Here is a 24332-nt window from a genome sequence, read left to right as displayed (position 1 = left end):
GTGGCTGCGTGGCTGCGTGGCTCCGAGGTTCATCGTTTTTCGCATTTGGCGACAGGCACCGCGCGCTTACAGTGATTCACTAGAGCGTGTTATGCACTTCGACGTACCCGCGTGGGTCCCGCGGGCGGGCGATCGCAAGGCGCGGGCCGCCGCCCGAGGCTCGTGCCTGGGCCAGGGCCGCAACGCCGCGAGCGCCTGCCTGCGGGACCCGTCCTTCGGGAAAGCCGGGCAGAGGCCCGGCCGCCGCGTTGCAGTCCGCTTGCGGTATCCATACCGCGGCGCGTCCTGCGCCTTGCCGCCGGGCCTCTCCCCGGCTTTCGCGGGTACGTCGAAGTGCATGACACGCTCTGGCGCCCTGCCCCGCGCATCCCCGCCGCCGGGCGGCCGGTCCGCACGACGACAACGGAGGTTTCATGTCAGGTTTCGAGGTAAACGAAGTGGTGCAGGCACTGCAGCGCACGCGGATCGCGTGGCGCGACTCGCAAGGCCGCGCCCGCGAGCCGACGGGACGGGAGTTCCCGTCGCGCAACGCGCTGGCCGGCGTTGTCGAATGCCTGAAGGGCGTTCTCTTCCCGCTGCGGCTGGGGCCTTCGGACCTGCGCCACGAAAGCGAGGATTTCTACGTCGCCCGGACACTCGATTCGGCGCTGCACACACTGCTCGACCAGGCGCTGCTCGAGTCGCGCTACACCGCCCGCAGGACGTCGACCGCGTCCGGCGATACCGAACGGACGACGCGTGCCCTGCTCCGGGACTTCGCCGCCGGACTGCCGGCCATACGCCGCCTGCTCGACAGCGACGCGGTCGCCGCCTACGAAGGCGATCCGGCCGCCCACAGCGTGGACGAGGTGCTGCTCTGCTACCCGGGCCTGCTCGCGATGATCCACTACCGGCTGGCCCACAGCCTCTATACGCTGGGCCTGCCGCTGCTGGCGCGCATCATCTCGGAGCTGGCGCATGGCCAGACCGGCATCGACATCCACCCCGGCGCCACCATCGGCCCGCGCTTCTTCATCGACCACGGCACCGGCGTCGTCATCGGCGAGACGGCCGTCATCGGCCAGGGCGTGCGCCTCTACCAGAACGTCACGCTGGGGGCCAAGCGTTTCCCGACCGAGGCCGACGGCACCACCTTGAAGAAGGGCCTGCCGCGCCACCCGACCGTCGAGGACGACGTGGTCGTCTACGCCGGCGCCACCATCCTCGGCAGAGTCACCATCGGCCGGGGTGCGGTCATCGGCGGCAACGTCTGGCCGACCGACAGCGTGCCGGCCGGTGCCAGCGTCACCCAGGCGATGCTGCAAAACGCGCCCCATGCGGCAGGAACCGCCGCGGCTCGGGGCTGAGGCCACCCTGCAACGACTTCTAGCTATTTATTTAATAGCAACGTGATGGCCTGCCGACGGTCGCGCCCGCGACGCGGCCTCGCTTCGACGCGATGGGCGGCATGGCCGATACACTAGGGCGTGTGGTGCACTGTGACGTACCCGCGACAGCCGGCAAAAGGCCCGGCGCAGGACGCGCCGCGGTGTGGATACCGCAAGCGGACTGCAACGCGGCAGCCGGGCCTCTGCCCGGCTTTCCCGAAGGATGGGACACACGCGGGTACGTCACAGTGCATAACATGCTCCAGGCGCCCACCGGCGGCCCGCGATACGGCCCGCCGAAACAGCCTGAGCCGCCGATGCGAGACCGCGCCGGCGGTTCCGTCTTCCGACGGCGCATCCGGGCTGCACTGCCGATGGGGCGGCCGCGCCCTCGCCGCAAGAACCCCGACACCGACTGGCGCCCGCGGGCGCCGCAACACACCGAGAGAGATCAGACATGGGCGCGCAGTGGAAAGCAAAAGGCAAGGCGCAGGCGGCGGATGCCCGCGGCAAGCTGTTCGGCAAGCTGGCCAAGGAAATCATGGTCGCCGCGCGCGGCGGCGCCGACCCGGCCGCCAATTCGCGGCTGCGCCTGGTGGTCGAGCAGGCCCGCAAGGTCTCGATGCCCAAGGAAACCCTGGAGCGCGCGATCAAGAAGGGCGCCGGCCTGACCGGTGAGACGGTCAACTTCGAGCACGTCATCTACGAAGGCTTCGCGCCGCACCAGGTGCCGGTGATGGTCGAATGCCTGACCGACAACGTCAACCGCACCGCACCCGAGATGCGGGTGCTGTTCCGCAAGGGCCAGCTGGGCACCTCCGGTTCGGTCTCGTGGGATTTCGACCATGTCGGCATGATCGAGGCCGAGCCGGCCGCCGCCGGTGCCGACGCGGAAGTGGCGGCCATCGAGGCCGGCGCGCAGGATTTCGAGGCCGGCGAAGACGGCGCCACCGTTTTCATCACCGACGCGACCGATCTCGACCTGGTCAGCCGCGCACTGCCGGCGCAGGGCTTCACCGTGCTGTCGGCCAAGCTGGGCTATAAGCCGAAAAACCCGGTCGATCCGGCCCGCCTGAGCCCCGAGCACCTGGAGGAAGTCGAGGCCTTCCTCGCCGCGATCGACGGCAACGACGACGTGCAGAACGTGTTCGTGGGGCTGGCCGGTTGATTGGCCCCGTGGCGCAGAGCACCCCGGCCACCGGCTTGAAATCGCCCGGAACGGCGGCATCCGGGGTGACCGCATGAGCAACCACTACGAAATTCTGGGACTGGCCGGCAGCGCCTCGCCGGCCGACATCAAGAAGGCCTTCCGCCAGAAGGCCGCCCAGCTCCACCCCGACCGGAATCCCGCGCCGGACGCGGCCGCCAGGTTCCAGGCGGTGCAGAAAGCCTACGAGGTGCTGTCCGACGACGAACTGCGCCGAGCCTACGACGAGAACCGACGTCGCAATCTGCTGGACGACCCGCTGGAAACGGCGACCGAGATCTGGCAAGCCTATTTCAAGAGCATCCTCCCGCCGTGACCCTCTCTCCCTACTTCCACAACCTGCGTACCGCCTACCGGGCCGAGCTGGACGACCTGACCTCCGATTCGGAAGGCAAGGACGTGCTGCACAGGCGCCTGACCCAGAAGCGCAAGGAAATCGGCTTCCTGGTGCAGATGCTGGAACTGAGCCCGGAGATGGTCGCCGTGGCGTTCCACCGGGCCTTCAAGTTCCCGCAGCCGCGCGCGATCGAGCCGCTGGTGGGGCTGGACGCGGCCGAGCTGCCCGAGTGGCACACGCTGGCGCAGTCGGTCGTACTCGAACCCTGGGCCGTGGGCATGGCCGAGGCGGTGCTCAAGGAGCCGGCCGGCAGCCGTTTCCTGGTGGCGGCCGCCACCCTCGAATACCTGCAGACCCATGCCCGCCCCGGCCCGGCGGATGCCGGCGCCTCGGACGAGGACGAGGACGAGAACGCCGACGACGACCAGGACGACAATGAACCGGTCGAAGACGACGACACCCCGCTCAGCGCCGACGACGCCCGCGATCCGCAGACCCGGCGCAGCCGCGAGGACGCCGGCAGCGACTGGTTGTCCGACCAAGGCTTCGACCGCAAGGAGTGACACGATGAACCATCTCGCACTCATCACCCGGACCCGCGGCCTGATCGCGGCCGGCGACATCGTCGGTGCCGAATCGGCCCTGGCCGACCTGGCCGACGCCGAAGGCGACAACGCCCTGATTCTGGTGCTGGACCAGCTGGCGCCCAAGGACATCCTGGCCGTCATGCGCGAGTACGACGACTCGCGCGCCTCGGTCGTCAACCTGCTGGTCACGCCCGAGCAGTTCGCCCGGGCGATGGTGCTGGAGAAGCAGTACAAGGACCTGAGCCACACCCACCTGCGCAGCATGGTGAACGCGGTGGTCTTCCGCGACGACGGCGATCCGCTCGAATTCCTGAACGCCATCGGCGACCTGGAGGGCGGCAGCGAGGCGCTGGCCAACTACTTCACCGAGAAGTGGAGCCGCATCGAGGCCTTCGCCCGCACCGGCACCTTCGACACCACCGAGGACTACGGCCTGATGCTCACCGAAGAGCAGCTGCTGGCCTCGGCCTATGTGCAGCCGCAGTTGCTGCAGGACGAGGTGGCCGACCGCGACTGGATGCAGCTGGCCTGGCTGCTGCGCTACGAATGCCGCGACCTCTTCGTCGAGATGCTGCTGGTGCTGCGGGCCAAGGCCCGTGCCCACGACCTGGGGCTGGAAGACGACGAGGCACCGCCAGACGACGAGGACGACGGCAAGTTCGAGACCAGCGACACCGACCGCGGCAAGGCGACGCCCGCCGCCCGCAACTCGGACGAGGAATCGGCGATCTGAGCGCGCCGACGGTACCCAGGATGTCTGTGCCCTCCCCCGCCGCGGGGCTGTCGATCCACGACGGCCGCCCGTTCTTCGAGAAAGCCCTGGCCTACGGGCTGCAGTACGGCGTGATCGATGCCGACAAGATCGCCGCGATCCGGACCGAGGCGCCCAAGGGCATGGTGCAGATCGCACGCTACTTCGGCAGCGAGTTTTTGCGGCCCGACCTGGAGCGGGCCCGCGCCCGCATCGTCAACTTGGTCAGCCTGCATCTGGAGGACGCGAGCGAAGGCGACCTGCGCGGTGCGGCCGAGCTATTGCGCGACCACTCCTTCATGTCGCGCTCCAAGGCCGGATCCGACATGCTGCGCCGCCTGATCGCGATGCCGGAGAGCGGCCATTTCGGCATGCGCCGTTTCTCGGATGCCGAAACGCCGCTGCTGTCGGCCTGGTCCCTGCGCAGCCATGCCGACTACCGCGCCGAGCTGGCACGCCGCACGGCCACCGCGCACCTCACCGACGCGGCGCTCTGGCTGGGCCGGCCGTTCAAACTCGATGCCGACGCGCTGGAAGAAGCCGGGGCGGATGCCGAAGCGGTGGTCCGCACCGCCCTGCTCTACCGCGCCCTGGCGCCCGGTGCGACCGACTGGCCCGACGCGGTGCGGATCGACAAGCGGATCGTCGCGTTGCGCAAGCGCGGCACAACGCTGCAGATCGCGTTGCCACCAGGGCTTCCCGCAGAGCTGAACCGAACGGTGGAGGCGATACGCAAGAGCGTCGCCGCCGATCTGCCGCGCTTGCTGGAGACCACCCAATCGGTGCGGTTGATGCTGCGCTCGGGCGCCGTGTGGCGCGAGCGATATTTTCTGGTGGAAGACCCGCTGGGCGAAATCGACCACTACTACCAGTCGCTGGGCCAGGACGCGCCGCCGCAGCCCGGCAGCAAGACCTGGGCACGTGCCACCCAGGGCCACGAGGACGAGCATTCGCTGCTCACCCTGCTGCTTTGCCTGGCGGCCGGCCTGCCGAAAAAGACGCTGCTGGCCGAGAAGCAGGCCGCCAGCCTTGTGCGGCGCATCCGCAAGCACGGCATGGAGCCGGCGCTGGCGACCGCCTTCGTCGACGCGCATGCACCCGAGGCGCACCGCGACGACTACCGCGCGCTGTGGACCAGCTTCCTGCAGGAATCCGAGAAGACCCTGCGCAGCGACCTGGACTACCGGCTGCACGACGCGCTGGCGCTGCTGCGGCGGGAATGCAATATCGCGGCCTGAGCCGCGCCTCCTGTTCAGGGCGGGTCACGGCGCCTGCCTCCGCAACGGGGGCCTGCTCCAGGCGTCTGGGCGTCCAGTTTCAGCCGCCGCCTACTTCCGAGACGGTATCGAGAATCAACTATCCATCGACTAACGGTCGCAATCGAATTGGTTGCAATCGATGCAAATTGAGATGCCAGGCCCGTTGACGCAGAACATGAAAGTCTTGGAGACTCCGTTTTAAAAGCTGTTACGTGCACGTAGGCTTTGCGCAGCAAGCGCTTAACAGTACTCAGCGGCTCATGGGCAATCGAAAAAGCCAACAGCGGAATTTCATCTCCCATTATAATCTATCTAGGCGGGGATGGAATTGAAACAACATCGTTCCTTGCAGGAAGCACAGTATTATTTGACGTGGATGGCGATGATATAAAAGATAAAACTGCGTGGATTTCGAACAAAGATGCTTTTCTTGCCATTGATAAAAACGAAAATGGTTTGATCAATGGGGTCGATGAATTTTTTGGTGGGCGAGAGCGCGGCGATGGATTTGCAAAATTAGCGGATTTCGATACCAACGACGACGGCGTGATAAATGAAAGCGATGAACGTTATTCTGCACTATTGCTTTGGCAAGATTTTAATGACGATGGCATCACAGATGAGGGTGAGCTTTCTCAAGCATCAGCGGCGGGCCTTCAAAGTATGAACACCGAGTATGAAACCCAAAATATCCTAAACAATGGAAGTTTACTGGGAGAATGGCCGACGCTGTATTCAACAATACGACAGTCAATGCCATCGATGTTTACTTTCGGTTCTCAAAAGGTACGCTCGGAACAGAATCGCAAAATACATCGAGCAACCCTGACTCTTTGGTGGCTGCGATGTCTACGTTCGCACCCAGTGGCTCCGTAAGCACACAAAGTTCTATATTCAAAAATAGCGCGATCAACCTGGACTTAGAAAATATCACAACCTCTTTCTAGTCCGCTTCTCGCTATCGACGCCTCTGCCGCCCGTCCTCTTGGCGGAATGGCCTGCTCAGAAACCGCGATCCCCCTTCGCCGAAACGCCACGGCACTTCGGCGGCCTTCGAGATACCGATGCGCGGCCCGGTCAGGACATCGACCGGTGAACTGTGGTCGGCCGGCAGCAGTTCCAGCGGAGGTGCGTCGAGCGGCATCCCGTTGAAGCCGCCGTCGATCGCCAGCGCCTGGCCGACCCGGCCCGGACCTGCGCACAGCAGGCGATCGGCCATCGGGCCGCGGCGTTCGCGGATCCGGTCCAGCCCGGCTGTCGGTTCCAGGGCCCGGATCAGCACGCCGGCACCGTGCCCTTCCGCACGGCAGACGAAGTTCACGCACCAGTGCAGGCCGTAGGAGCGGTAGACGTAGAGCCGCCCGGGCGGGCCGAACATCGCGGCGTTGCGGGCGGTGGGTCCGCCGAAGGTGTGCGATGCCGGGTCGTTGCGGTCGTAGGCCTCGGTCTCCACGATACGGCCGCCGACGCCGTCGATCCGCACCGTGACGCCGATCAGTTGCCGGGCCACGGCATCGGCAGGCCCGGCGAAGTCGACACCCGCGATCAGCATGCGACGCGCGTCACACGTCGAGTTCCGGATAGCAGCGGAAGATGCCGTCCTCGTTGAAGGCAATGCGCCGCTCGCTGCGCAGGTAGGCGGCCACCCGCGGCAGCGAGGCGACGCGGTCCCGCAGCTTCAGCACATGCGGCGTCTTGGCCAGCACCCGGGCCGATGCCTTCGGGAATGCATAGCACAGGCCTTCTACCACCTGGAAGAGCGAGAGATCGGCGTAGCTCAGTTTGCCGCCCACCAGATGCCGCTGACCGGCGGGGTTGCGCGCCAGCACCGCCTCGAACCAGTTCAGGAACTTGGGCATGCGGGCGCTGCAGAACTCGGTGGACCGGCGCAGCGCCTCGGCCTTCTGGTCTTCGTAGTACAGGCCGGTGCCGACCGGGTGGTGGGTGTCGTGCGCCTCGGCCACGATGTCGCAGAGCGTCAACTGGATCTGGTGGGTCCAGATGCGGGCCTGCTCGCTGCGGGGCACCAGCTTCAGTTCGGGCGCCAGGTACTGCAGGATGGCGGCCGTCTGGCCGACCACCACCGCTCCGTCTTTCAGGAAGGGCGGCGCGAAAGGCGGATGGACGACCCGCTTGTCTTCCAGGAAATGGGTCATCGCCGGTACGCCCTGGCCATCGTCCTGCGGCCCGCGGGCGATGTCGACGTAGGGAGCGCCGGCGGATTCGAGGGCGAGCCGGATGAATTCGCCGCGGCCCTGAATGGTGGGCCAGTAATAGAGTTCGTATGCCATGCCGGGACTGTAATGCGCGCGCCGACCGACCGGGTAAGCGCCTGCACCGCAACAGCTACGCAACCGCCACCCGCGGCGACTAGGGCGCCGGCGCGGCCCCGCCCGCCTGTTCCCAGGCCTCCACCGCCGCCAGGGCGCGGCGGCTTTCGAAATGGCGGAGGCCGCCGGTCACCGGGTCGGTGAAATCCAGGCTGCGCGCCAGCAGCTGCAGCGGCCGGGCGTAGTCGCCCGCGTCCGCATCGACGATCGCGGGATAGAGCGGGTCGTGCAGCAACGGTGCGCCGAGGGCGGCCATGTGCACCCGCAGCTGGTGCTTGCGGCCGGTCGTCGGCCGCAGGCGGTAGAGGGCCAGGGGGCCGAGGCGGGCCAGCATCTCGGTCCGGGTGATGGTGTTGGGGGTGCCCTCGACGACCTGCTCGCGGAAGAACTCGGCCGCGGGCGCCATCCGCATCCGGTGGGTGCGCGGCGCGGCCAGATCGGCCACCCAGGGCGCGACCGCTTCGTAGGTCTTCTCGATCGTGTGCAGGGCGAACAGCCGCTGGTAGGCGCCTCGCTCCTGCAGCCGCACCCCGAAAGCGACCAAGCCCGCCGTGTCGCGGTCGATCCGGTGCAGCGGCGACAGCGCCGCCATGCCCAGGCGGCGCTTCATCTGCACCAGCAGGCTGCGCTGCAGATAGGGGCCGCTGGGCACCACCGTCATGAAATGCGGCTTGTCGACCACCACCAGGTGCGCGTCCTGGAACAGCACTTCGGCCTCGAAGGGCAGCACCGGCTCTTCCTCCAGCATCCGGTAGTAGAAGAGCCGTGCGTGGTCGGTGCAGGCGTCGCCCGCCTGCAGCGGTCGGCCATCGGCGGCCACCACCTCGCCCTGCGCGATGCGCCGTGCCCAGGCCTCGCGCGATACGCCGGGCAGGCGCCGCTCCAGGAAATCGAGCACCGAACCCGCCGTGCGCCGCGGCACCGCGACGCAACTGGCGCCGACGCCGTCGCGCAGCGGCAACGGGCTTTGGTCAGGCATGCTCCGGGACATTCGCAACCTTCAGCCGGCGGCTTCTTCTCGACTGCCCGCCGCCGCAGCGGTCACCTCTACGGACGGGGTCGGCACCGCCCGCCGGGCGGTGGCGGTGCAGCCGACGGCGGCCGCCATGATGCAGACGATGCCGGCCCACTGCCCCGCCGTAAGCCGCTCCGCCAGGAACAGCACGCCGGCCAGGGCGCCCACCGCCGGCTCCAGGCTCAGCAGGATGCCGAAGGTGCGGCGCGGCAGCCGCTTCAGCGCCACCATCTCCAGCGAGTACGGCAGCGCGCTGGAGACGATGCCCACCGCCAGGCCCGCCAGCAGCACCGCCGGCGCCAGAAGGCCGGTGCCGGCCTGCACCACCCCGAACGGCAGGGTCACCAGCGCGGCGCAGAGCAGCCCGATCGACGTCGCCTGCCCGCCATGCGCATTTGCCGCCTTCTGGCCGAAGACGATGTAGAGCGCCCACATCACGCCGGCCCCCAGCGCATAGGTCGCCCCCGCCCTGTCGGGCCGGGCGGCCGGCCCGCCGATCAGCAGCAACAGCGCCAGGCCTGCGGCCGCCAGCGCGATCCAGGTGAAATCGACCAGCCGGCGCGACGACAGCACCGCCAGCCCCAGCGGCCCTGTGATCTCCAGCGCCAGCGCGACGCCGAGCGGCATGGTGCGTAGCGACAGGTAGAACAGCAGGTTGGTCAGGCCCAGCGTGGCGCCGTAGATGCAGATCCACACCGCGTCACGACGGGCCAGCGGGCGCCGCCACGGGCGCCAGACCAGCAGCAACACCAGCGCGGCGAAGCCGGTGCGCAGCGCGACGGTACCCTCGGCCCCGATGACCGGGAACAGGCTCTCGGCGAAGGAGGTGCCCACGCACAGCGCCACCAGACTGCCGACGACGCAGGCGACGGGGACCAGAATCGATCGGTCGGGACGGTGAGAAGCAGACACGTTGGAACAGGAAAGGAGTGGCCGGGCACCGGGTCGTTGTGCACGCGACGGTCGAGGTGCGCCGAATGTGAAAGGCTGTCGGGAAAGCTTCGGATCATAGGTTGGGACCGCCGGGTTGCGGAGGGAAGTCGGCGTCCCGCGGCCAACCGCAAAGCGTTGGAGACACGGCACCCGTGGGCCGAGCGCGCCTGCGGGGGCCGAATGAAACGCAGGGCCGCCAGAAACCAGGCCCGCGAGCCAAGACGCCCTCGACGAGCGAATTCGAAGCCAAACGATGCTCCGGCCGGCTATCCACGCCGACCACTAGCTATCAATTCAGGAGCATCGATCCAGGCCGCCGAAGAAGGGCCTCGGGCAGGTTGCGCCGTCAGCGGGATATCCGGATGCCGCATCCGCAGCGGATCATCGCGCACCCGTTCCGGCACGCGCGCCGGCCGGTCACCACTCCGCGAAGCTGCCGTCCCGGTGACGCCACACCGGGTTGCGCCAGCGGTGTCCCCGCTGCGCCCGCTCGCGCACGTACGCCTCGTCGACCTCGATGCCCAGGCCCGGCCCGTTCGGGATCGCCACCATGCCGTCCCGGTAGGCGAACACCCCGGGGTTGGACACGTAGTCCATCAGGTCGTTGTCCTGGTTGTAGTGAATGCCCAGGCTCTGCTCCTGGATGAAGGCGTTGTAGCAGACGGCGTCGATCTGCAGGTTGGCCGCCAGGGCGATCGGGCCCAGCGGGCAGTGCAGCGCCAGCGCCACGTCGTAGGCCTCGGCCATCGAGGCGATCTTGCGGGTCTCGGTGATGCCGCCGGCGTGCGAAGGGTCGGGCTGGATGATGTCGACATAGCCCTGCGACAGCACCCGCTTGAAATCCCAGCGCGAATAGAGCCGCTCGCCCAGGGCGATGGGGGTGGCGGAGATGCGCGCGATCTCCTTGAGCGCCTCGTCGTGCTCGCTCAGCACCGGCTCCTCGATGAACATCAGCCGGTAGGGCTCCAGCTCCTTGACCAGCACCTTGGCCATCGGCCGGTGCACCCGGCCGTGGAAATCGACGCCGATGCCGACATGCGGCCCCACCGCGTCCCGCACCGCCGCCACGTTCTGCAGGCAGCGCTCGACCTTGTCGAAGGTGTCGACGAACTGCAGTTCCTCGGTGCCGTTCATCTTCACCGCGGTGAAGCCGCGCGCCACCGCATCGCGGGCCTGCTGCGCGGTTTCGCTCGGACGGTCGCCGCCTATCCAGCTGTAGACGCGGATGCTGTCGCGCACGTTGCCGCCGAGCAGCTCCGACACCGGCACGCCCAGCGCCTTGCCCTTGATGTCCCACAGCGCCTGGTCGATGCCCGCCAGCGCGCTCATGTGCACCCCGCCGCCGCGGTAGAAGCCGCCGCGGTAGAGCACCGTCCAGTGGTCCTCGATATGGCGTGGGTCCTTGCCGAGCAGGTAGTCGGCCAGTTCCTCGACCGCGGCGGCCACCGTGTGCGCGCGGCCCTCCAGCACCGGCTCGCCCCAGCCGACGATGCCCTCGTCGGTCTCGACCTTCAGGAAGCACCAGCGCGGCGGCACCAGAAATGTGGTCAGTCGGGTGATCTTCATGGCGGATGGGCAGGAAAGCGGGTGAAGGAGTCAGTGGAGAAACGGGGTCGCTGCCGCAGGCGCCGCGCCGTAGGCGGCCCGCCACGCGGCGACGAAAGCGATGGCGTTGCGGGCCACGTCGACAGCGCCGTCGCCCGGCAGATACAGCGCGGAGCCCAGGCCGAAGCCGGCGGCACCGGCCGCCGCATAAGGAGCGATGCTGCCCGGCACGATGCCGCCGACCGGCGCCAGCGGCACGGTGGGCGGCACCACGGCGCGCCAAGCCTTGAGCACCACCGGGGACAGTGCTTCGGCCGGGAAAAGCTTGAGCATGCTGGCGCCGGCAGCCAGCGCGGCGAAGACCTCGGTCAGCGTGGCGACGCCCGGGGCGCAGGCCAGGCCGGCCGCGCGGGCGGCACGGATCACCGCGGCGTCACTGTGCGGCATGACGATGAGCTGCCCCCCCGCCGTGGCCACGTCGGTCACCGCCTGCACCGACAAGACGGTGCCGGCCCCCACCAGGCAGTCGGCGGGAACCGCGTCGCGCAGCGCACGGATGCTGGCGAGCGGATCGTGCGAATTCAGCGGCACCTCGATGATCCGAAAACCGGCGTCGTAGAGTGTTCGACCGATGGCGACCACTTCGTGCGGCTGCACTCCGCGCAGGATCGCGATCAGGCCGCAGTGGCGCAGGGCTTGGCGCAAGAGCGTGTCGTTCATTTTCATGCGGTAAAGCTTTCGGTGAGCGGCGATAAAGAGTTGTGGGTCCCGCAAAGCCCGGCGGCCTGGGCGATCTGCCACAGCCCTGCCGCCGTGGCCTGCACAGCGACGGAGGGTGGAGGAAAGCCGCAGGCCTGCAGCGCCAGCGCATAGCGGCGGCACAGGTCGGGCTCGCCGCACAGCACGACGCGGCCGGGCGCGGCGGCGGCGGGCGGGTGCACCCCCGCCAGGCTGGCGACCTCGTGGCCGATCAGCACGCCCGAGAGGTAGTCGGCCTGCGCTTCTGCCGGCAGCGCGCAGGTCAGGCCCAGGGTGCGGGTGCTGAAGATGTGCGAGAGCAGGCCCAGGCCGGCGGCGTCGCCGCCGCGGGCCACGTCCAGGCCGCGCGCGAATGCCGCGTCGTCGGACTGCAGCGGCGCCTGCATCGTCCTGCCGAGGATCGTGTGGTGCCGCAGCGCGGCGAACACCTCGCCGGTCATGAAGGTATGGAACCGGCGGATGGCGCGCCGCTCGGCCACCACCCACTTGCTGTGCGTGCCGGGCAGGCCGACCAGCAGCGGGCCGCCGCCTGCGAACGCGACGTCTGCCAACACGCCGAGCACCTGCGTTTCCTCGCCGCGCATCACGTCGGGCAGGTCGGCACGCTGCAGCAGTCCGGGCACGATGTGCAGCGGAACACCCGCGCCGCGCGGCACCACGGTCAGGCCGCGCGCCAGATCGTCGAGCGAGGCCGGCACATCCAGGTATCTTGCCTCGCGCCAGCCCTGCGCGCTGCCGACCATGCCGCAGGCCAGCAGAGGCACGCCAGGGTCCGCGGCCAGCCAGTCGCCGCAGGCATCCTGCAAGGCACGCTCGCAAGCGGCGCCCGGTGCGTCGTCTCGGCCGTCGGGCGACGGTGGCAGATGCATCATGCCCCAGGGGCGGTGGCGCAGTTGCAGCACGTCGCCTTGGGCGTCGAAGCGGAATGCGCGCAGCGCGCTGGTGCCCCAGTCGAGGGCCACCAGTCGGGTTTCGCGGGAGCGAGGAGCGTCGTGCATGGACTGCTACCGGCCCCAGCGCAGCACCAGCGGATCGAGCCGGCGCGCGATGTCGATCAGGCCCCGGCGCACTTCGGGATGCATCGCCGGGAACGGATGGCGGCCCGCCTCGCAGGCGATCACGCCGCCCTCCTTCATCAGCGCTTTCGCGGTCAGGATGCCGCCCTGGCGGTTCTCGTGGTTGATCAACGGCAGCCAGCGCTGGTAGAGCGCGAAGGCAGCGTCGGCAGCGCCCTGGCGGTGCGCCTCGATGATCGGGCGGATGCCGTCGGGAAAGGCCCCGCCGGTCATGGCGCCGGTGGCGCCCGCGTCCAGGTCGGCCAGCAGGGTGATCGCTTCTTCGCCGTCCCACGGACCTTCGACGGCGTCGCCGCCCAGGCGGATCAGCTCCCGCAGCTTGCTGGCGGCGCCCGTAGTCTCGATCTTGAAATAGGCCAGATGCTCGATCTCCTGCGCCATACGGGCCAGGAACGCGGCCGACAGCACCGTGCCGCTGGCCGGCGCGTCCTGCACCATGATCGGGATGCCGACGGCATCCGACACGCGGGCATAGAACTCGTAGATCTGCGGCTCGGGCACCCGGAAGGTGGCGCCGTGGTAGGGCGGCATCGCCATCACCATCGCGGCGCCCATGTCCTGAGCCGCGCGGCTGCGTTCGGCACACACCCGGGTGCCGTAGTGGGTGGTGGTGACGATCACCGGCACCCGGCCGGCCACATGCTCCAGCGACAGGCGGGTCAGCGTCTCTCGCTCCGCGTCCGACAGTGCAAACTGCTCCGAGAAATTGGCCAGGACGCACAGGCCGTCCACGCCGGCATCGACCATGAAGTCGAGACAGCGCTTTTGGCTGTCCAGATCCAGCCGGCCGTCCGCGTGGAAGGTGGTGGGCACCACCGGAAAGATGCCGCGGTAGCGCGCGGGCGGGCGGGAGGTCGTGGCGTGCATGGGAGTCGCGGGGGGTCGCAGACGCGGTCAGTGCGAGTGGCGGGGCACGGCCGAGCCGCGGCAGCCGACCAGAAAGTCGAAGTCGCAGCCGTCGTCGGCCTGCAGCACATGGTCGACGTAGAGGCGCTGGTAGCCGCCGCGCCCTCCCATGTCGGCGCTGGCCCGTTCGGCCAGGCGCGCGGTCAGCTCTTCGTCGCCGACATCCAGGTGCAGGCGGCCCTGTTCGCAATCCAGCTCGATGAAGTCGCCGTCCTGCACCGCGGCCAGCGGGCCGCCGGCGGCCGCCTCGGGCGCGACGTGCAGCACCACCGTGCCGTAGGCGGTGCCGCTCATGCGGGCGTCGGAAATGCGGACCATGTCCTTCACGCCCTGGCGCAGCAGCTTGGGCGGCAGGCCCATGTTGCCCACCTCGGCCATGCCGGGGTAGCCCCTGGGGCCGCAGTTCTTCAGCACCATCACGCAGCTCGCATCGATGTCGAGGTTCTCGTCGACGATGCGCTCCTTGTAATGCTCCAGGTTCTCGAACACCACCGCGCGGCCGCGGTGCTTCAACAACTCCGGCGACGCGGCCGAGGGCTTGAGCACCGCGCCGCGCGGCGACAGGTTGCCGCGCAGGATGCAGATGCCGCCGTCGGCGATCAGCGGGTTGATCAGCGGGCGGATCACTTCGTCGTTGTACTGGGGCGCCTCGCGCACGTTGTCCCACAGGCTCCTGCCGTTGACGGTGAGCGCGTCCGGATGCGGCAGCAGGCCGGCGTCGCCCAGGCGGCGCAGCACCGCGGGCAGGCCGCCCGCGTAGTAGAACTCTTCCATCAGGAAGCGGCCCGAGGGCTGCAGGTCGACCAGCGTCGGGGTGCCGCGGCCGATGCGGGTCCAGTCCTCCAGGTCGAGCGGCACGCCGATGCGGCCGGCGATCGCCTTCAGATGGATCACCGCGTTGGTCGAACCGCCGATGGCGGCGTTGGTGCGGATCGCGTTCTCGAACGCCTCGCGGGTCAGGATCTTCGAAACCGTCAGCCCTTCGTGGGCCATCTCCACGATGCGCTGGCCCGACATGTGGGCCAGCACGTAGCGCCGCGCATCGACCGCGGGAATCGCGGCGTTGTGCGGCAACGAGGTGCCCAGCGCCTCGGCCATGCAGGCCATGGTGGAGGCGGTGCCCATCGTGTTGCAGGTGCCTGCCGAGCGCGACATGCCGGATTCGGCCGCGAAGAACTGGTGTTCGTCGATCTCGCCGGCCTTGAGCGATTCGTGCAGCTGCCACACCGCCGTGCCCGAGCCGATGTCCTGGCCCGCCAGCTTGCCGTTGAGCATCGGCCCGCCGGTGACCACGATGGCCGGCACGTCGCAGCTGGCCGCACCCATCAGCAGGGCGGGCGTGGTCTTGTCGCAGCCCACCAGCAGCACCACCGCGTCGATCGGGTTGCCGCGGATCGCCTCCTCCACGTCCATGCTGGCCAGGTTGCGGGTCAGCATCGCGGTCGGCCGCAGGTTGGATTCGCCGTTGGAGAACACCGGGAACTCCACCGGGAAGCCGCCCGCCTCGTAGATGCCGCGCTTCACATGCTCGGCGATCTTGCGGAAATGGGCGTTGCAGGGCGTCAACTCCGACCAGGTATTGCAGATGCCGATGACCGGGCGTCCGTCGAACGCGTGGTCGGGGATGCCCTGGTTCTTCATCCAACTGCGGTACATGAAGCCGTTCTTGTCGGCGGTGCCGAACCATTCGGCGGAACGGAGTTTCTTGCGGGGAGTGGTGGTCATCGTGGTTGCGGGCTCGATAGAGTAAATAAAAGGTCGGCACCGCATGCGTGCGACCGCGTATGCCGTCAGGCCTTGTTCTTGTTGTAGACGTCGACCAGCACTGCGGCCAGCAACACCACCCCCTTGATCACCTGCTGGTAGTCGATGCCGATGCCCAGGATCGACATGCCGTTGTTCATCACGCCCATCACGAAGGCGCCGATCACCGCGCCCATCACCTTGCCGACGCCGCCCGAGGCCGACGCGCCGCCGATGAAGCAGGCCGCGATCACGTCCAGTTCGAAACCCAGGCCGGCCTTGGGCGTGGCGGTGTTCAGGCGCGCCGCGAACACCAGTCCGGCCAGGGCCGCCAGCACGCCCATGTTGACGAAGGCGTAGAACGACAGGCGCTCGGTCTTGATGCCCGAGAGCCGGGCCGCCTTCTCGTTGCCGCCCATCGCGTAGATGCGCCGGCCGATGGTGGTGCGGCTGGTGACGAAATCGAACAGCACGATCAGCAGCGCCATCACGATCAGCACGTTGGGCAGGCCCTTGTACGACGCGAGCAGGTAGCTGAAATAGACGAGCAGCACCACGAACACCGCGTTGCGCGCGAGGAAGAATGCAGTCGGCTCCACCTGCACCCCGTGCCGCAAACGGTTGGCCCGGGTACACAGGCCGGCCACCACCAGCGCCAGCGCGCTGGCCACGCCGATCAGCAGCGAGGTGAGGCGCAGCCCTTCCACGCTGAACAGGTCGGGCAGGAAGCCCGAGCTGAGCCGCTGGAACGCGTCGGGAAACGGCCCCACCGACTGGCCCGCCAGCAGCGCCAGCGCCAGCCCCTTGAACACCAGCATGCCCGCCAGCGTGACGATGAAGGACGGTATCCGCGAGAACGCTACGAACCAGCCCTGCAGCCCGCCGATGAGCCCGCCGCAGACCAGGCACACCAGCGTGGCGGGCACGAAGTGCCAGCCGTACTGCACCATCAGCACCGCCGCCAGCGCGCCGATGAAGCCGCTGACCGAGCCCACCGACAGGTCGATATGCCCGGCCACGATCACCAACAGCATGCCCAGCGCCATGATGACGATGTAGCTGTTCTGCAGCACCAGGTTGGTGAGGTTGAGCGGCTGCATCAGCGTGCCGTCGGTCACGTACTGGAAGAAGGCCATGATCGCGACCAGCGTGATCAGCATGCCGTACTCGCGCAGGTTGTGCTTGGCATGGTCCAGCAGCGACCGCGTGGGGCGGGTCGGTGCACCGGATGCAGGCGCGGCCGAGGCCGTAGGGTAGGAAGTGGTTGTCTGACTCATGTTTTTTATGGGTTGAGCTGCTGCTGGTGGCTGTCAGATGCGCTGGCGCTGGCGCTGGCACTGGCGCGGTCCGGGCCGGGGCCGCCTTGCGAAGGCCGCCCCGCGGCAGGTGCGGCGTCTCCCTCCTTCTCGGGGGGGATGGCGCGAAGCGACACAGGGGAGGGCTTCACGATCGCGCGCATGATCTTTTCCTGCGAGGCGTCGGCCGTCCGCATCTCGGCGACGAAGCGGCCCTCGTTCATCACATACAGGCGGTCGGTGATGCCCAGCAGCTCGGGCATTTCCGACGAGATGACGATCACGCACTTGCCCTCGGCCGCCAGCTGGCCGATCAGGGTGTATATCTCGTACTTGGCGCCGACGTCGATGCCGCGGGTGGGCTCGTCGAGGATCAGCACCTCCGGGCTGGTGAACAGCCACTTTCCGATCACCACCTTCTGCTGGTTGCCGCCCGAGAGGTTCAGCGTCTTCTGGTCGATGCCGGAGCTGCGGATCCGCAGCTTCTCGCGGTAGCCCTGGGCCACCGCGTACTCACGGCCCCCGTCGATCACCGATGCGGTCGACACGCCGTCGAGATTGGCGAGCGAGATGTTGAACTGGATATCTTCGTTGAGCACCAGGCCGTTGCCCTTGCGGTCCTCGGTCACGTAGGCCAGCCCGTGGCGCACCGCCTTCTCCACCGTGCTCACATCGATCGGCCGGCCGTGCAGCAGCACCTCGCCTGCGATCCGCAGACCCCAGGAGCGGCCGAAGATGCTCATCGCCAACTCGGTGCGGCCTGCGCCCATCAGGCCGGCGATGCCGACGATCTCGCCCTGGCGGACATGCAGGTCGATGCCCTTCAGGAACGGCTGCTCGGGACGCTGCGGGTGGTGGGCACGCCAGCCGCGCACCTCGAAGACCTTGTCTCCGATGCGTGGCTCGCGCGGCGGGTAGCGGTCGGCCATCTCGCGGCCGACCATCGCCCGGATCACCCGGTCTTCGTTGATCGCCTCCGCGCGGCAGTCGAGCGTCTCGACCGTGCTGCCGTCGCGCAGGATGGTGATCGCATCGGCCACGCGCGAGATCTCGTTGAGCTTGTGCGAGATCAGGATGCAGGTGATGCCCTGGGCCTTGAGCTCCAGCAGCAGGTCGAGCAGCGCCTGGCTGTCGTTCTCGTTCAGGCTGGCGGTGGGTTCGTCCAGGATCAGCAGGCGCACATGGCGCGAAAGCGCCTTGGCGATCTCCACCAGTTGCTGCTTGCCCACGCCCAGTTGGCCGACCAGGGCTTCGGGCGATTCGCGCAACCCGACCTTGTGCAGCAGCGCCCGCGTCCTGCTGTGCGCATCCATCCAGTCGATGACGCCGTGGCGCGCCGTTTCGTTGCCGAGGAAGATGTTCTCGGCGATGGACAGCAGCGGCACCAGCGCCAGCTCCTGGTGAATGATGATCACGCCCAGGCGCTCGCTGTCGCGGATACCGGCGAAGCGCCGCTCCTCCCCGTCGAAGACGATCTCGCCGCTGTAGCTGCCATGCGGATAGACGCCAGAGAGCACCTTCATCAGCGTCGATTTCCCGGCACCGTTCTCGCCTACGATGGCATGGATCTCGCCCGCCTTCACCTGCAGGCCCACCTGGTTCAGCGCCACCACACCGGGGAATGTCTTGCGGATGTTGCGCATGTCGAGGAGCATGGTTTTGGGTTTCCTTGGGATGTCCATGGTGCCCATGCGGCGGCCGGCCGTCCGCAGCGCTCGGCGCGCGCGCGGACGACGGCGCCGCGCAGGCGCGCCGCTTACTTGACCTGCGATTCCTTGTAGTAGCCGCTGCCGACCAGCACCGCTTTCCAGTTGGAGGCATCCACCGAGACTGGCTTCAACAGGTAGGACGGCACCACCTTCACCCCGTTGTTGTAGGTCTTGGTGTCGTTGATTTCGGGCTGCTTGCCCGACAGCGTGGCGGCCACCATGCTGGCGGCCACCTTGGCCAGCTCGCGCGTGTCCTTGAACACGGTGGAATACTGCTCGCCCTTGAGGATCGACTTGACCGACGGCACCTCGGCGTCCTGGCCCGAGACGATCGGGCACGGCTGCTGGGCGGAGCAATAGCCCACGCCCTTGAGCGACGACAGGATACCGATCGAGATGCCGTCGTAGGGAGACAGCACCGCATGCAACTTCTCCTTGCCGTAGAAGGCGGAGAGCAGGTTGTCCATCCGCGCCTGCGCCACCGAGCCGTCCCACCGCAGGGTGCCGACCTTGTTCATACCGGTCTGCTTGCTGCGCACCACCAGCTTGCCGCTGTCGATATAGGGTTGCAGCACGCTCATCGCGCCGTCGTAGAAGAAGAAGGCGTTGTTGTCGTCGGGCGATCCGCCGAAGAGTTCGATGTTGAACGGGCCCTTGCCCTCCTTGAGGCCCAGCTTGTCGACGATCGAGATGGCCTGCAGCACGCCCACCTGGAAGTTGTCGAAGGTGGCGTAGTAGTCGACGTTCTTCGATCCCTTGATCAGACGGTCGTAGGCGATGACCTTCACCCCCTTGTCGGCCGCGTTCTGCAACACGCGGGACAGCGTGGTGCCGTCGATCGGGGCGATCACCAGCACCTTCGCGCCCTTGGTGACCATGTTCTCGATCTGCGCCAGCTGGTTGGGAATGTCGTCGTCCGCGTACTGCAGGTCGGTCTTGTAGCCGCGCTCCTTCAGCACTTTGACCATGTTGTCGCCGTCGGCGATCCAGCGGGCCGAGGACTTGGTGGGCATCGAGATGCCGATGCTGCCCTTGTCCTGGGCATGGGCGGCGGGGGCCAGCGAAAGCGCCCCGAGGGCACTCAGGGCGATGGAAGCGGCGATGGCTTTGAGCACAGTTCTTTTCATGGTCAGTTCTCTCCTTGTTTTTCACGGGGGGCAACCCCATGCCTAATGGATGCAGGCGGGAAAGGATACTGGCGGCTTCATCGCAGGATGCGTCGCAACCGGCGGATTGGGGTGGTTTTCACGGAACATCTTGTCATTACGACGAAAGTCTAGAGATAATTTAGGTATCGATCTAATGGCTTTTGCTGCAAAGCATATATCGATCCAAGTATTCTGGAAAACCCCATGAGCACCTACAACCACTGGTTCATTCGCGCACGCCTGAAGACGCGCCAGCTGCTGCTGCTGGTGGCGTTGGCCGACGAGGGCAACATCCACCGGGCGTCCCAGGTGCTCAACATGAGCCAGCCCGCCGCGTCGAAGCTGCTGAAGGACCTGGAAGACGTGCTGGAGGTGTCGCTGTTCGACCGGCTGCCGCGCGGCATGCGCCCCACCTGGTACGGCGAGACGATGATCCGGCATGCGCGCATGGCCCTGGCCAGCCTGAACCAGGCGCACGACGAGATCGGCGCGCTCAAGACCGGGCACTACGGCCAGGTGGGCATCGGCGCGATCACATCGCCCGGGCTGACCTTGCTGCCCGCCGCGGTGGCCCTGGTGAAGCAGGAGCATCCCAGCCTGCGCATCTCGCTCGACATCGAAACCAGCCCGGTGCTGCTCGAGCGGCTGGAGCAGGGCAAGCTCGACATCGTGGTGGGTCGGCTCTTCGCCGATCACAGCAAGGGCAACCTGCGCTACGAGCCGCTGACCGAGGAACTGGTCTGCGCCGTCACCCGACCCGGCCACCCGCTGTCGCGCATGAACGACCTGAGCTTGCGCGACGTGCTGTCGGCCACCTGGATCGTGCCGCCCGCCGGCAGCGTGCTGCGCCACCGGTTCGAGCTTATGTTCCGGCAGGACGGCCTCGCGCCGCCGGTCAACGTGGTGGAGACCGCCGCCCTGCTGTTCATAACGCGCATGCTGCAGCAGAGCGACATGGTCGCGGTAGTGGGTGCCGACGTGGCGCACTACTACGCGGCCCACGGTCTGGTAACCGTGCTGCCGCTCCCGATGCCGTGCCACATGGACGCTTTCGGCATCATCACCCGCACCGACCGGCTGCTGTCGCCCGCGGCCAAGGTGATGATGAAGGCGCTGCAGCAGACCAGCCTGGTGCAGTACGGCCGCCGCATCGACCCCGAGAAGGTGTGAGAGAACCTGCTGCGCGGCCCGACTGCGCAGCTGCGGTCCTCGCCGCACACTCGGGCCGCTCGCTACGGTTCTTTCACACCTTCTATGACGACTGGGCGGCCTGCGGCTCAGACCCAGCCGGCGTCCACCTTGAACTCCTGCGCGGTGCACATGGCCGCGTCGTCGGAGGCCAGGAACAGCACCATGCGGGCGATGTCGTGCGGCCGCAGCTTGTCGGGCAGGCACTGGTTGCGGGCAAGGTCTTCCTCGCCGGCGGGGTCGAGCCAGAGCTTGATCTGCCGCTCGGTCATCACCCAGCCGGGCGAGACGGTGTTGATCCGGATCCGGTCTCGCCCCAGGGTACGTGCCAGGCCGCGCGTGAGGCCGTTGACCGACGACTTGGCGATCGCATAGCAGGGATAGCCCTCGCCCTTGCCCTGCCAGCCGGTGGAGCCCAGGTTGACGACCGAGCCGGCGCCCAGCTTGCGCATGCCGGGCACCACCGCCTGGATCGCGAAGAATGCCGGCCGCTCGTTGATCGCGATCCGCTCGTCGTAGTAGGCCGGCGTGACGGATTCCAGCGTGTGCCGATCGTCGCTCGCCACGTTGTTGACCAGCACCGAGAAGTCGCCCAGCTCGGCGGCCGCGTCGGCTATGCAGGTTCGCAGCGCGTGGATGTCGCGCACGTCGCAGACGCGCCACCACGGCTTCTCGAAACCCGATTCGGCGATCTGCGCGACCAGATGCTCGCTCGCCCCCCCGGCGATGTCGACGAACGCCACGCGGGAGCCCTGCTCGGCGAAGGCCGCCACGATCGCGGCGCCGATGCCGCCGCCGCCGCCGGTCACGAAGACGGAGCGTGCGCGCAGGCTGGGGAAAATCGATGTTCTTTCAGGAGAAAACGTGTCGGACGACCACAAACCAGAAATTTTTGACATATAAATAAAGGTATCGACTGATGAATTAATGCGAATTAACAGTATCAATTTGCGTTGATAACATGCCGCTCGTCAAGAGGCATCGCTGAAAACATGGCACGAACAACGCCCGGAGACCTGACTTGGTGAGCGACCTGAACATTCCCGATCCGGTGCCGAGCGCTGCGGCATCCGATGCCCCGGCATGCGGCCCCGTGCGCTGCGTGCAGCCCCTGGGCTCCGAGCTGGGCGAGGGCCTGCTCTGGTCGGCGCGCGAGCAGGCGCTCTACTGGGTCGACATCCTGGCGCGCAAGCTGCACCGCTGGGAGCCTGGGCCATCCGGCTCGGGTGCGTGCCGGCGCTGGATTTTTCCCGAAGAGATTTCCGCATTGGCCGAGCGGGCCTGCGCACCGGGCCTGATCGTCACGATGCGCCGGGGCTTCGCACTTTTCGATCCGGCCACCGACACGGCCCCGCGCTACCTGCACCAGCCCGAGCCCGAGCGCGCGGGCAACCGCTTCAACGACGGCAAATGCGATGCGCTCGGACGCTTCTGGGCCGGCACCATGGACTTCGCCTGCCGTGCCCCCACCGGCGCGCTCTACCGCTACGACCCCGACGGCGGCTGCAGCCGCCAAGACGACGGCTTCGCGGTGACCAACGGCCCCACCTGGTCGCACGACGGCGCGACGCTCGGCCTGTACTTCAACGACACCGCCCGCGGCTGCACCTACCGCTACGACGCAGATCCGGCGGCCGGCCCGTTGCGCAACAAGACGCTGTGGAAGCGCTGGCCCGCCGAGGACGGCGTGCCCGACGGCATGACCACCGATGCACGGGGCCGGCTCTGGATCGCGCACTGGGGCGGCGGCTGCGTCACCTGCCACGACCCGGCGACCGCGGCCGAACTCGGCCGCATCCGGCTGCCGGTGAGCCAGGTGACCAACTGCGCCTTCGGCGGTGCCGATCTGCGCACCCTGTTCATCACCTCGGCACGGGACGGCCTCACCCCCGCGCAGCAGGCGGCCGAGCCCCTGGCCGGCGGCCTGTTCGCAGTGGCGGTGGACAGCCCCGGGTCGCCGGCGCATCCGTTCGGCGGCTGACCGGTCGACCGCTCGGTCTGGGCGCCCACCGGCTTCCTGCCATCGCTCGCGCTTCCCTACGAAAGCCCGCCCATGACCGAGGCCGCATATCCCATCGTCTGGCTGCGCCACGCCGGGCAGCACCTGGGGCTGGTCCCCCGCCTGGGCGGCAGCGTCGCCGCATGGCAGATCGACGATCCAGGAGGCATCGGCACGCCGGTCGATCTCTGGCGGCCATGGGACGGCGCGGCGCCCGATCTCTACACCCTCGCTTCCTTCGCGATGGTGCCCTGGTCCAACCGGATCGGCGGGGGCGGCTTCACCCATGCGGGGCGCTTCCACCCGATGCAGCCCAACCGCGTCGGCGAGCCCTATCCGATCCACGGCGACGGCTGGCTGCAACCGTGGGAGATCGACCGGCCGGCCGCCGACACGCTCACGATGCGCCTGCGCTCCGAATGCTTCGACGGCAATCCGTACGACTACGACGGCCTGCAGACCTTCAGGCTGGTGCCCGGCGGGCTGGACCAGGCGATCAGCGTGGTGCACCGTGGTGCCGAGCCGCTGCCCTACGGTCTGGGCCTGCACCCCTGGTTTCCGCGCACGCCGGCCACCCGCGTCGCGGCACCGGTCGAAGGGGTGTGGCTCAGCGGCGACGATCCGCTGCCCACCACGCACACCGGGCAGTTCCCGCCCGGCTGGGACCTGAACGCGGGCGTATCGGCGCACGACAGCCTGATCGACAACGCCTACACCGGCTGGGGCGGCACCGCCCGCATCGAATGGCCCGAGCGCGGCCTGCAGCTCACCGCCCGCATGCCCGATTTCGCGCAGGACGGCGGTGCCGCCCGGCACTTCTGCCTGGTCTACCGGCCGCCAGAAGCACCCACGTTATGCTTCGAGCCGATCACCCATCCGATCGACGCCTTTCACCTGCCGGGGCAGCCGGGCCTGCGCACCCTGGCACAGGGCGAGAGCCTGGCGCTGCGGGTTGAGTGGCGCTACGGGCCCCTGCCGGATGCGAGCCGCGGAGCCGCGCCGGAAGGTGTGAAGGCATCCTAGTGTGGTGTCTCAAAAATAAGCCGAACTAAGTTTGTGGGCAGCCCGAGCGACCTTTGCGAGGATCGTATCGGCGCTCTTGTGCCAGATGAAAGGTTTCGGGTCGGCGTTATGTCGGTCGATGTATTGCCGGATGGAGCGCTCCAGATCGGCCACGC

The 24332-nt window shown here is 68.0% G+C and carries 23 protein-coding genes and 1 pseudogene; 10 read left to right on the top strand and 14 right to left on the bottom strand.

The features are described from left to right. Positions 1–413: 413 nt before the first annotated feature. From epsC to DFQ15_RS16960, 7 genes are all read left to right on the top strand, one after another. Positions 414–1346: a serine O-acetyltransferase EpsC gene (gene epsC, locus DFQ15_RS05175; RefSeq protein ID WP_110464954.1), complete on the top strand. Its 933-nt coding sequence runs from the start codon at positions 414–416 to the stop codon at positions 1344–1346. 478 nt (positions 1347–1824) lie between these two features. Next, positions 1825–2535: a YebC/PmpR family DNA-binding transcriptional regulator gene (locus DFQ15_RS05170; protein ID WP_110464953.1), complete on the top strand. Its 711-nt coding sequence runs from the start codon at positions 1825–1827 to the stop codon at positions 2533–2535. Between the two features lie 73 nt (positions 2536–2608). Further along, positions 2609–2890: a DnaJ domain-containing protein gene (locus DFQ15_RS05165; protein ID WP_110464952.1), complete on the top strand. Its 282-nt coding sequence runs from the start codon at positions 2609–2611 to the stop codon at positions 2888–2890. Further along, the gene (locus DFQ15_RS05160; RefSeq protein ID WP_110464951.1) at positions 2887–3474 is read left to right on the top strand and encodes a hypothetical protein; all 588 of its coding nucleotides are present in this window, start codon (positions 2887–2889) and stop codon (positions 3472–3474) included. Before DFQ15_RS05165 ends, DFQ15_RS05160 begins: the two co-directional genes overlap by 4 nt. Before the next feature lie 4 nt (positions 3475–3478). Next, positions 3479–4231: a hypothetical protein gene (locus tag DFQ15_RS05155; protein ID WP_110464950.1), complete on the top strand. Its 753-nt coding sequence runs from the start codon at positions 3479–3481 to the stop codon at positions 4229–4231. A 20-nt stretch (positions 4232–4251) separates the two neighbouring features. Next, on the top strand, positions 4252–5487 hold the full coding sequence (locus tag DFQ15_RS05150) for a hypothetical protein (protein WP_110464949.1): 1236 nt from the start codon (positions 4252–4254) through the stop codon (positions 5485–5487). 246 nt (positions 5488–5733) lie between these two features. Beyond that, positions 5734–6384 carry a hypothetical protein gene (locus DFQ15_RS16960; protein WP_146228650.1) on the top strand — a complete coding sequence of 217 codons (651 nt, stop codon included), beginning with the start codon at positions 5734–5736 and terminating at the stop codon, positions 6382–6384. Between the two features lie 82 nt (positions 6385–6466). Here the strand turns inward: DFQ15_RS16960 and DFQ15_RS05145 are convergent, their stop codons facing one another. The 12 genes from DFQ15_RS05145 to chvE all read right to left on the bottom strand — a co-directional run bounded on the left by DFQ15_RS05145 (position 6467) and on the right by chvE (position 19946). Next, positions 6467–7060 carry a DNA-3-methyladenine glycosylase gene (locus tag DFQ15_RS05145; RefSeq protein WP_110464948.1) on the bottom strand — a complete coding sequence of 198 codons (594 nt, stop codon included), beginning with the start codon at positions 7058–7060 and terminating at the stop codon, positions 6467–6469. A gap of 10 nt (positions 7061–7070) precedes the next feature. Further along, a complete protein-coding gene (locus DFQ15_RS05140) occupies positions 7071–7799 on the bottom strand; it encodes a glutathione S-transferase (RefSeq protein ID WP_110464947.1) in 729 nt (242 codons plus the stop codon). Between the two features lie 79 nt (positions 7800–7878). Continuing rightward, positions 7879–8817, bottom strand: a complete 939-nt coding sequence (locus tag DFQ15_RS05135) for a pseudouridine synthase (RefSeq protein ID WP_110465034.1) — start codon at positions 8815–8817, stop codon at positions 7879–7881. Positions 8818–8838: 21 nt separating this feature from the next. Continuing rightward, complete coding sequence (locus DFQ15_RS05130; RefSeq protein ID WP_110464946.1) at positions 8839–9765, bottom strand: EamA family transporter; 927 nt, start codon at positions 9763–9765, stop codon at positions 8839–8841. A gap of 438 nt (positions 9766–10203) precedes the next feature. Further along, positions 10204–11352: a galactonate dehydratase gene (gene dgoD, locus DFQ15_RS05125; RefSeq protein ID WP_110464945.1), complete on the bottom strand. Its 1149-nt coding sequence runs from the start codon at positions 11350–11352 to the stop codon at positions 10204–10206. 30 nt (positions 11353–11382) lie between these two features. Beyond that, positions 11383–12051 carry a 2-dehydro-3-deoxy-6-phosphogalactonate aldolase gene (locus DFQ15_RS05120; protein ID WP_110464944.1) on the bottom strand — a complete coding sequence of 223 codons (669 nt, stop codon included), beginning with the start codon at positions 12049–12051 and terminating at the stop codon, positions 11383–11385. A 2-nt stretch (positions 12052–12053) separates the two neighbouring features. Continuing rightward, positions 12054–13088: a 2-dehydro-3-deoxygalactonokinase gene (locus DFQ15_RS05115; RefSeq protein WP_110464943.1), complete on the bottom strand. Its 1035-nt coding sequence runs from the start codon at positions 13086–13088 to the stop codon at positions 12054–12056. Positions 13089–13094: 6 nt separating this feature from the next. After that, positions 13095–14033 carry a dihydrodipicolinate synthase family protein gene (locus tag DFQ15_RS05110; RefSeq protein WP_110464942.1) on the bottom strand — a complete coding sequence of 313 codons (939 nt, stop codon included), beginning with the start codon at positions 14031–14033 and terminating at the stop codon, positions 13095–13097. A 27-nt stretch (positions 14034–14060) separates the two neighbouring features. Further along, positions 14061–15797 (bottom strand): IlvD/Edd family dehydratase, encoded by a 1737-nt coding sequence (locus DFQ15_RS05105; protein WP_110464941.1) that lies wholly within the window; start codon positions 15795–15797, stop codon positions 14061–14063. Positions 15798–15862: 65 nt separating this feature from the next. Then, complete coding sequence (gene mmsB, locus DFQ15_RS05100) at positions 15863–17092, bottom strand: multiple monosaccharide ABC transporter permease (RefSeq protein ID WP_110464940.1); 1230 nt, start codon at positions 17090–17092, stop codon at positions 15863–15865. A 5-nt stretch (positions 17093–17097) separates the two neighbouring features. Further along, positions 17098–18765, bottom strand: a complete 1668-nt coding sequence (gene mmsA / locus DFQ15_RS05095; RefSeq protein WP_110464939.1) for a multiple monosaccharide ABC transporter ATP-binding protein — start codon at positions 18763–18765, stop codon at positions 17098–17100. 101 nt (positions 18766–18866) lie between these two features. After that, positions 18867–19946 carry a multiple monosaccharide ABC transporter substrate-binding protein gene (gene chvE, locus DFQ15_RS05090; protein WP_110464938.1) on the bottom strand — a complete coding sequence of 360 codons (1080 nt, stop codon included), beginning with the start codon at positions 19944–19946 and terminating at the stop codon, positions 18867–18869. Positions 19947–20171: 225 nt separating this feature from the next. Between chvE and DFQ15_RS05085 the strand changes: the two genes are divergently transcribed. Then, entirely contained in the window at positions 20172–21137 is a 966-nt protein-coding gene (locus DFQ15_RS05085; RefSeq protein ID WP_110464937.1) for a LysR family transcriptional regulator, read from the top strand. Between the two features lie 107 nt (positions 21138–21244). Here DFQ15_RS05085 and DFQ15_RS05080 read toward each other — a convergent pair whose 3' ends face one another. Continuing rightward, positions 21245–22054: an SDR family NAD(P)-dependent oxidoreductase gene (locus DFQ15_RS05080; RefSeq protein WP_110464936.1), complete on the bottom strand. Its 810-nt coding sequence runs from the start codon at positions 22052–22054 to the stop codon at positions 21245–21247. Positions 22055–22188: 134 nt separating this feature from the next. Here DFQ15_RS05080 and DFQ15_RS05075 point away from each other — a divergent pair, with 134 nt between their 5' ends. Continuing rightward, positions 22189–23136: an SMP-30/gluconolactonase/LRE family protein gene (locus DFQ15_RS05075; RefSeq protein WP_233504298.1), complete on the top strand. Its 948-nt coding sequence runs from the start codon at positions 22189–22191 to the stop codon at positions 23134–23136. Between the two features lie 72 nt (positions 23137–23208). Beyond that, positions 23209–24177: an aldose 1-epimerase gene (locus DFQ15_RS05070; RefSeq protein WP_110464934.1), complete on the top strand. Its 969-nt coding sequence runs from the start codon at positions 23209–23211 to the stop codon at positions 24175–24177. A 9-nt stretch (positions 24178–24186) separates the two neighbouring features. Here DFQ15_RS05070 and DFQ15_RS17690 read toward each other — a convergent pair. Further along, positions 24187–24332, bottom strand: a pseudogene (locus tag DFQ15_RS17690) (IS630 family transposase); the annotation flags it as partial.

This window comes from Xylophilus ampelinus (assembly GCF_003217575.1).
Classification (GTDB): domain Bacteria; phylum Pseudomonadota; class Gammaproteobacteria; order Burkholderiales; family Burkholderiaceae_C; genus Xylophilus; species Xylophilus ampelinus.
Note: the sequence above shows the minus strand (reverse complement) of the source record. Positions and strands in the feature narration are given on the sequence as shown.